This window comes from Candidatus Neomarinimicrobiota bacterium, from assembly GCA_012964825.1.
GTDB lineage: Bacteria > Fidelibacterota > Marinisomatia > Marinisomatales > S15-B10 > UBA2125.
In genome coordinates this window covers 1-6234 of sequence record DTTI01000074.1, presented here as the reverse complement: position 1 = coordinate 6234, position 6234 = coordinate 1, and the positions used below count along the sequence as shown (strand labels likewise).

Here is a 6234-nt window from a genome sequence, read left to right as displayed (position 1 = left end):
ACATCACTTTTGGCAATGGAGAGACGATTTCAAATGCAACAGATGGAACGGTAGCAATAACTGCCACAACGACTTCAGTTAGTGGCGACCTTACAGTTACCGGCAATGACATCACTTTTGGCAATGGAGAGACGATTTCAAATGCAACAGATGGAACGGTAGCCATTGGTATTGGCGGCTCAAATAAAATGGTCCTTAATTCCAATTCCAGAATTTCACTGTCAAATAACGACAGCGGTACAGAAAACACCCTGTTTGGACATAATGCAGGTAGGACAGTGGATGATGGATCTAACAAGAATGTATTTATTGGTTACAAAGTAGCTGATGCCGACGTTATGGATGACGCGGCTGAGAATGTAGCTATGGGTCATGAAGCCATGTCTTCATTGACCAGTGGTGATTACAATGTAGGTGTAGGTTATCAGGCACTGGCTTCGATTACGACTGGATATAATAATGCAGGTTTTGGCTACCAGGCCTTGTCTTCAATTACGACTGGTTTCAAGACCACTGCCGTAGGGTATCAAGCACTTCGGAATAATACTACAGGGGAAGACAATGTGGCCGTGGGCCATCAAGCGCTTGCTACGGTTACAACCGCCGATCAAAATGTTGCTATTGGTCGCGGAACGCTCTTCAACAATACCGCAGCAAACCAAACAGCTGTAGGGCATAGTGCGATGTATGAAAACACAACAGGAACGGGGAATACTGCGTTTGGCTATAACGCCTTATACAATAATACAACTGCCGCCTACAATACAGCCGTAGGACATCAAGCACTTCACGATGCAAATAGAACAGCTGATGTAAATGCTTATAATACTGCAGTTGGTTATCTTGCTGGTAATACTGGAACAAATGATGTTACCACTGGTGATCAAAACGTACTTATAGGTGCCAGCACGGCCGCGTCTCAGGCATCCGCCAGTAATCAGATAGTCATTGGTTATGGTGCTAGTGGTCATGGAGATAATATTGCTGTAATAGGTAATGGAAGCCTAACAGCTATACATCCAAGCGATGATAATGAAGTGGATTTGGGTAGCAGTACCAAGGAGTTCAAGGATCTGTACATGGGCGGTGATTTAACAATCGGTGGTGCTACTAAAGGAATTAATACAACATCTGGTTCTAATGTTGCTCATGATGAAGCAAGTGGAACAACTTTATCAGCTAATAATAATAGAAGAGGAAAATATACTCTGACTACTAATGCTATTATTAACAAAGAAAAAGAATCGGCTACTTTTACAGTTCAAAATAATACAGTAACTGCTGATGATATTGTAATAATGAGTTGTACAAGTGATAAAAAAATAGAAATTCATACCTTTAATGTATCTTCAACTGGGTGGGATTTTTTCTTTGTTACTTGGGAAAGCGCTCCACTACAATCAGACACAGCATTAGAATTGAATTTCATTGTGATACAATAATTTGTCACATGAATAGGAAAATTTTATTCTCTAAATAATAACGGATCCTGCAGCGAGATAGTTATGTCCCGATAAAATCGGAACTCTCCTAGCTCAACTGATGTCAGGGTAATGATACGGTTATTATTTATTTGAAATTAGAGTAGTTATGACTTGTCAGGCCTGACTTATACGGGGAGAATGACTGACGATTAAACCATTTATCTAAACTTTAAATGTCTTGATTAAATTCTGACTGTGTTTACACCATTATGCTAGCTATTGAAGGAAAAGATATATGAACCAGCATCTTTCTTTGAGATCCGGTAACCCCGCTCTCACCGCTTCCACCTTTACTCGGTTTGGTCAGGCTACCTATTCTGAGTCCATGACCATCCAGGGAACAGTCAATAAAACAGCTATGTCACTTCTAATTGTCATGATCTCTGCTTCATGGACATGGGGTATGCCAGCCGGTGACCCCAGGGCGGGGGGACTTATGGTGCTAGGCGTTATAGGAGGTCTCATCACCGCCATTGTAACCATTTTTAAAAAAGAATGGGCCATGTATACCGTTCCACTTTATGCTGCACTGGAAGGAGTAGCGTTGGGTGGAATTTCCCGGATTTTCGAAGCAATGTACCCAGGTATCGTGAACCAGGCTGTCTTCCTCACTTTCGGGACGCTTGGTGCACTGCTTATGGCATACAAATCGGGCCTCATCAAAGCTACAGAGAATTTCAAATTAGGTGTTTTTGCCGCTACGGGCGGCATCGCTATGCTGTACCTCATCAGTTTTGTAATGAGTTTCTTCGGTTCAGGGATTGGTTTTATTCATAACAACTCCACCTTCGGAATTATCTTTAGTTTTGGTGTAGTTGTGATTGCTGCACTTAATCTAGTTCTTGACTTTGATTTTATTGAGGAAGGTTCAGAGATGGGCGCCCCTAAATATATGGAATGGTATGCCACATTTGGTCTTCTGGTCACACTTATCTGGCTCTACCTGGAAATACTCAGGCTTCTGGCAAAACTCCGGTCAAGACGATAATTCAGTGGTCCATTAGGTGAACACGACTTCACTTCGGAAGAAATATAAAATAGGAGTCTTTGACCTCTCTATTCAAGAAGTCAATCCTGGTGACATTCTGAATGAACTGTTAGAAAGTGAGGATTATATCACTGGATCCCACCCTGTGAAAGGGCGATGGGAAAACAGTTATCTTGAATCATACCTGACACCATCGGTATCCAGACTGCTGAACCGGGCATGTGTCGAGGCGAAGCAGGCATATGGAGATCAGTTTATTGTACCGAGCCAGTTTCTCGCTTACCCAAACAATGAATACTGGTTCAATATGGCCAGACCCGGAGAATCCACAGGAGTGCATAACCACAAGGATGAATCCACCGTTTCAGGAGTCTACTACCTTCAGGTTCCACCAGACAGCAGTGATCTTTATTTTCGTACTGGGGATGCTGTTGAATTTTCTGTCAAAACTGTGGTAGGGAGGATGATTTTGTTTCCTTCTCATCTCGATCATTATGTTCCTGAAAATCGGAGCACCGAACCCAGAATTTCATTAGCTTTCAACTGCTACTCCTCACAGCTCCCGGATGCTACCGGAAACGAAGAATATGATGTGCACAGGTTCTTTGTTTGATTCGATGAGGCATGGAATAGAGGCAAAATGACTAAAATCTGGGAAAGATATTCACCTAAACTTGCTGAAGACAAGTTCGATGCCATTATTATCGGGTCTGGAATGGGTGGGCTTTCTACGGCAGCCTTTCTCTCCAAAGCAGGTAAGAAGGTTCTTGTCCTGGAACGTCATTTCAAGGTAGGAGGTTGGACACACACATTTCAAAGAGGTAAATATGAATGGGATGTTGGTATACACTATATCGGCGCTGTCGGTAGGAAAAGTGCCTTCCTGCGCAGGTTGTTTGATGAGGTCACAGAAGAAAGGCTAGAGTGGGCGCCTATGCCGGACAACTACGATAGAATGATATTCCCGGATAAATCCTACAATTTTGTAGCTGGGAAGGACCGTTTCATTGATCAGATGGTTGAATATTTTCCAAATGAGAGAAAAGCCATTGAGAAATACCTGGATCTGGTAAAGCAGTGTACCAGAGCTTCCGCCAAATTCTTTATGAATCGTGCAATGCCCAAAATGATTTCTGACCTGACCTACGGCCCCATGTCCCGCTCTTTTCTGAAGATGTCTGATAAGACCACCTGGGATGTACTCAGCTCTCTAACTGACAATCAGGAACTGATCGGTGTGCTCACGGGACAATATGGTGACTACGGCCTGACGCCTAAACAAAGCTCATTTGCTATCAACGCGATAGTGGCTAACCACTATCTTTACGGCGGCTATTACCCTGTGGGTGGCTCCCGGATGATAGCTGAAAACATTGCGCCTGTGATTCAGCGGTCAGGAGGGAAAATTGTTGTGAATGCAACAGTGGATGAGATACTGATCCATAAAAACAAGGCTGTTGGAGTAAAACTTGAAAATGGCGACGAGCTGATGGCACCACTTGTAGTGAGTAGTGCAGGAGTTGGTATCACATTTGGGAAATTGGCGAAAGGGGTAGCATCTTACGAAAAGAAGCTGGAACAGGTAGAGCCTTCATGTGCCCACGTGTGTTTGTATATCGGGATGAATGAAACAGCTGAGAACATGGGGCTGGAAGCGACCAACCTCTGGGTCTATCCCGGATATGACCACGACGCCAATGTGGAGAATTACCTGAATGATCCTTCAAAATCCTTTCCAATGGTCTACATGTCTTTTGCATCTGCCAAAGATCCCACTTGGACAGAGAAACATGGTCAGACAGCCACCATGGAAGCTATCACACTGGCGCCATATGAGATGTTTTCAAAGTGGGAGAAGACCTCATGGAAAAAGCGTGGCGACGATTATGATGCTCTTAAGGATCACCTCACCAAACGTCTCATGAATTATGTCTATGCAAATGTGCCTCAAGTTGAAGGGTATGTGGATCATGTGGAGCTGTCCACACCTTTAACTACACGGGATTTCCTCGGTTACGACAAAGGAGAGATCTACGGAGTAAATCATACGCCCAGCAGGTTCCGCCAAAAATGGTTACGGCCCCATACTCCTGTCAAACAGCTTTACCTCACAGGCCAGGATATTGTCACTGATGGTGTAGGGGGGGCACTCATGTCCGGTGTCGTCACTTCTTCGGCCATTCTCAAGAAGAATGTTATGAAAAATGTTTTGTCCGGTTGAGATGTTCTTTTATTATTTATGTTTAAACATTTGAAATCTGTGTATGTCTTTTATTGAGATCTATGAACTGCTGTTAAATCGAGACCCTCTGCCTTCCTTAGTCCCCCGCAATATATGGGACCGAGAACAGACCTCCCAGATAGAAGCACTAGGTCAGCCGCCGCTGGTAAAGGCTGGACTGCATCTTTTGAACGACGATATAGAGGGTTGTCATCAAATTGCACAGGACAATACTTCTTCTGAAGGTAGCTATTGGCACGCCATCCTCCATAGACGGGAACCGGATTACAGCAATTCAAAATATTGGTACCGCAGAGTAGGTAATCATCCTATTTACTCAAAACTTCAGGAAAGCTATCCGGAGTGGGAGCCGTTTACCTTTGTAGACTGGTGTGAAGATGCATCACGTGGGAGGAGTAAGAAATCTCAAGAATGGCTGAGAGAGGTTCAAGTGCAGGAGATGAAATTTCTCCTAATGCATTCCAAGGAGGGAGTGAGTAGTGATTAAGGTTGTCCAATCCAAAAGTAACGATCCAATGTTATTCAACGTTACCGTTCAAGAAGCTGGTAGCGAGACCCACCACCAGGTCACTATGTCAAATGAAACCTATGAGGATCTAACAGGCGGTAAGGTTAATCCTGGTAGGTGTATAGAAGCGGCTTTTGAATTTTTGCTGGAGCGAGAACCGAAAGAATCCATACTGAGTTCTTTTGATGTCACGGTTATCTCTAGATATTTCCCCAGTTTTGCTTCTGAATTCGGTAACTATATTTCACCATAGTTAAATTTCAACGGTATGAAGCTGACCATCCTCGGCTCCGGTGTCCTGATTCCATTTCCTGGCCGGGGAAACAGCGGCTATTTTCTTCAGTCCGGCGAACAAAATATCCTTATTGATGGTGGATCTGGGACAATACGGCGTGTGAGCGATTATGGGCTGGATTACCGTTCCATAGACACCATTTTCTATACACATATGCACCCAGATCATACATTTGACTTGATTCCGCTTCTATTTGCCTGGAAGCATGACCCTCTTGTAGACAAACCCAGGACCCTAAAGATTGTTTGTCCAAAGGGATTTATTGGCTATTTCAACAAGCTTATGGATATTTACGGCGAATGGGTGATGGATGAGAATGTTTCAATTAAATTGAAAGAAGTAGAAAGACAAGAAGTGACTCTTGGGAATCTAACCGTTACCTGCGGCAGGACTGAGCATACTGACCACAGCGTCACTTATCGATTTATTGAGGAGGGGGGAAGTTCACTGTTCTATTCGGGCGATACAGATGTATGTGATGAACTAATTGAGAGTGGGAGAGGGGCCCATACAGTCCTTCTGGAGTGCTCATTTCCTGACGAAATGAAAAGGGAAGGTCATTTAACGCCATCTGAATGTGGGCAAATTGCCTCAGATATGGGATGTAACCGTCTTTTGTTGACACATTCTTACCCAGAAGTACTTCAGACCGATATACTCTCCGTTGTAAAGACAAAGTTTGAGGGTGAAGCAATACTGGCCGTCGATGGGATGAAA

General features: G+C 43.8%; 6 protein-coding genes. All 6 read left to right on the top strand.

Going from position 1 to position 6234, the window contains the following annotated elements; genetic code table 11:
* The first annotated feature begins 1719 nt into the window (after window positions 1-1719).
* Complete coding sequence (locus tag EYO21_07320; protein HIB03613.1) at window positions 1720-2472, top strand: Bax inhibitor-1/YccA family protein; 753 nt, start codon at window positions 1720-1722, stop codon at window positions 2470-2472.
* Window positions 2473-2488: 16 nt separating this feature from the next.
* Window positions 2489-3085: a hypothetical protein gene (locus EYO21_07315; GenBank protein HIB03612.1), complete on the top strand. Its 597-nt coding sequence runs from the start codon at window positions 2489-2491 to the stop codon at window positions 3083-3085.
* A 27-nt stretch (window positions 3086-3112) separates the two neighbouring features.
* Window positions 3113-4693 (top strand): NAD(P)/FAD-dependent oxidoreductase, encoded by a 1581-nt coding sequence (locus EYO21_07310; protein HIB03611.1) that lies wholly within the window; start codon window positions 3113-3115, stop codon window positions 4691-4693.
* A gap of 43 nt (window positions 4694-4736) precedes the next feature.
* Window positions 4737-5201: a hypothetical protein gene (locus tag EYO21_07305; GenBank protein ID HIB03610.1), complete on the top strand. Its 465-nt coding sequence runs from the start codon at window positions 4737-4739 to the stop codon at window positions 5199-5201.
* On the top strand, window positions 5194-5475 hold the full coding sequence (locus tag EYO21_07300) for a hypothetical protein (GenBank protein HIB03609.1): 282 nt from the start codon (window positions 5194-5196) through the stop codon (window positions 5473-5475). The genes EYO21_07305 and EYO21_07300 overlap by 8 nt, the downstream gene beginning before the upstream one ends.
* A gap of 15 nt (window positions 5476-5490) precedes the next feature.
* The coding region (locus EYO21_07295) for a ribonuclease Z (GenBank protein HIB03608.1) at window positions 5491-6234 on the top strand (744 nt) is incomplete at its 3' end.

Excerpts from the sequence above, each read along its gene's own strand:
- EYO21_07305 (HIB03610.1), top strand. The coding sequence starts at position 4,737 with ATGTCTTTTATTGAGATCTATGAACTGCTGTTAAATCGAGACCCTCTG.
- EYO21_07320 (HIB03613.1), top strand. The coding sequence starts at position 1,720 with ATGAACCAGCATCTTTCTTTGAGATCCGGTAACCCCGCTCTCACCGCT.
- EYO21_07310 (HIB03611.1), top strand. The coding sequence starts at position 3,113 with ATGACTAAAATCTGGGAAAGATATTCACCTAAACTTGCTGAAGACAAG.